Here is a 1,423-nt window from a genome sequence, read left to right on the forward strand (position 1 = left end):
GTAAAAAACGTCCATCAGGCTTTTGCGACAGCCTCTGAAGGCCGGGGTTTCAAACCCTAGTCAGATTTTTGATGAAGGCTACAATGGTGAGTTTACTGATTTGGGGTCAATGGGATTTGGCCGACTTTTCTTAAAATTGAGAACGACGGCCAGTGACTGTTTTGTGCCGTCTGCTGTCAGATGGTTTTTACTGATGCATTGCACAAAATCAAAATCAGATCTCCCCATCCTCAATCATTCTGGTCAACATAGCAATATCAACGCCATAGTTTATTGACTCTTCAGATTCATTATCAGTCAGGTTCTGGTCATTATTCGCACTCACTAAACTCGTGAAACCGACCATGTGCCGTCCCAGACTGGGACGCGATACTGGCGCACGGCGCTCAAATGCTGGACGCTTTTGACTTTTCTTGTGTGCACCTTCGGAGAATAGCAATTTAGCGCGCAACGCTTCAAATGAATATCCGCGGCCGAGTCGAACCATCACGCGCATAAGTGAATTGACACTTTCGGTGTGTGCGTTTGTAATTCGATGATCGAAATAGGCCAAGATGTGCGGCTGCCAGTTACGCCACGCTTTGATTAAGTCAGAGAAGGCGTCTCTAACTTCTTCGGTAACGGATATTTCCCAGGCTGCGTAGCGCGCCAGTGCCTCTTCCTTCGATTGTGAATCGTATATCTTAAAGAAATCTTCCTTTAATCGATATGCAAGACCAAGTTCAGGGTAATTCTCCGCCCAACCGGAGAGCTTCATCGCTTCTTGGTCGGTCAGATCCGATTCTCGCTTCAATAGCACAAAGCGATCGTGCATTAAACCCCGACGCTGTTTTGTTGTGAGCGACTCACGCAAACTTTTTCTGATTTTTTCCATTGCATCGTTTGCCATTCGAACAACGTAAAATTTATCAATGACGACGATCGACTCTGGAAGTACCAGATTTACAGCATCTTTGTACGGCACCCACATATCCATTGCAACGTATTGGATTTTTTCGCGACCCTGCAATTGGGAGAGATACTTGACGACGGTTTCTTTATTGCGGTTGTGAAGCAAATCAACGACCGTATTATTTTCGACATTCGTGATCACGCACCGGTACTGAGTTAGTTGAATTTCGTCAATACCCATCCATCGCGGCGTTTCAAATCGAACTTTCTGCTCCAGATCTGAAACATAGTCTTTGAATATGAGTCTGACCGTTCCTTCGACAATTCCCACTTCATCGGCCAAGCTGGTGAAGGTTCTTTTAACGGCTTGTTGGCCGATCCAGTCAACCAGGCGCGATGTCATCAACCGTTTTGCATTGACGTCCGGGAGTCGTTCTTGACATCCTCCCCGCCCGAAAGGACGGGGATTCCTACGGCGCTGCGCGATGATTTGCGAGTCGCTTCGGTGGGTTCCTGCTTCTTCGAGCGGCCT

1 protein-coding gene is annotated in these 1,423 nt (G+C 47.3%); it reads right to left on the bottom strand.

Features of this window, described 5'->3' with window-relative positions; genetic code table 11:
- Positions 1-214: 214 nt before the first annotated feature.
- Positions 215-1,423 (bottom strand): ISL3 family transposase (locus QN359_RS19690; protein ID WP_323493412.1); only part of this gene is annotated, 1,209 nt, incomplete at its 5' end.

The sequence above is a fragment of the Undibacterium sp. 5I2 genome, from assembly GCF_035019605.1.
In the GTDB taxonomy this organism is placed as follows: Bacteria; Pseudomonadota; Gammaproteobacteria; order Burkholderiales; family Burkholderiaceae_D; genus Undibacterium.